This is a genomic window from Streptomyces sp. CO7 (assembly GCF_053474865.1).
Genome location: NZ_JBRIOU010000002.1, coordinates 388,718 through 389,639 on the forward strand (window position 1 = coordinate 388,718; position 922 = coordinate 389,639).

General features: G+C 75.8%; 1 protein-coding gene. It reads left to right on the forward strand.

The window, feature by feature from the left end:
• Positions 1-179: 179 nt before the first annotated feature.
• Positions 180-922: DNA glycosylase AlkZ-like family protein (locus ACOV8S_RS03690; protein WP_448316077.1), on the forward strand; the 743-nt coding region annotated here is incomplete at its 3' end.

Below are 922 nucleotides of genomic sequence, written 5' to 3' on the forward strand. Positions count from 1 at the left end.
CGCCGGGCGATGCCGGACGCCACGCCGGACGCGGCGGCCGCGGAACGGTTCGGCAGCCCCGGGCAACCGCCTCGGCACTTGAGCGGCGACGGAACAGGCGGCCCCGCGCACCGGAGGCAGCAGTGCGGGCGGGAGCCCCATTGAGGCCAGAAACCGTCCGCAATGGCCCTTACCGTGAGGTGACGAGCCGGCTCCCCGACCCCGGCTTCCCGACCACCGACCCCGACAAGGACGGCATCCGAATGGCGCTCACCTCCACGCGACCGGCCACCCTGTCCCGGCGGGCGCTCAACCGGGCCTTCCTGGCCCGCCAGCTCCTCCTGGAGCGCGCCGCGTGGTCCGCGCACGCGGTGATCGAGCACCTCGCGGGCCTCCAGGCGCAGGACCCGCAGGCCCCCTACGTCGGCCTGTGGACCAGGCTGCGCGACTTCGACCCCGAGGAACTGTCCACCCTGCTGCTGGAGCGGTCCGCGGTGCGTCTCGCCCTGCAGCGCAGCACCGTCCACCTGGTCACCGCCGACGACTGTCGACTGCTGCGCCCCACCCTGCGGCCCGGCATCGAACGCGCGGTCGGGCCGCGCGTGTGGCGGCAGCTGGAAGGCGTCGACCCCGCCGAACTGGAGGCCACCGGGCGCGCCTGGCTGGACGCGGAGCCGCGCAGCTCGGCCGATCTGTCCCGGCTGCTGGCCGGGCGGTGGCCCGGCCGGGACGTCTCCCTGCTGGTGGTCGCGCTGCGCGCCGCGGTGCCCCTGGTGCAGATCCCGCCGCGCGGACTGTGGGGACGCTCGGGACAGCCGGTGTTCGCCACCGCCGAGACCTGGCTGTCGGGCCCGATGGCGGCGGCCCCCGACCCGGAACTGCTGGTGCGCCGCTACCTCGCCGCCTTCGGTCCGGCCTCGGTGGCGGACGTCCAGACCTGGTC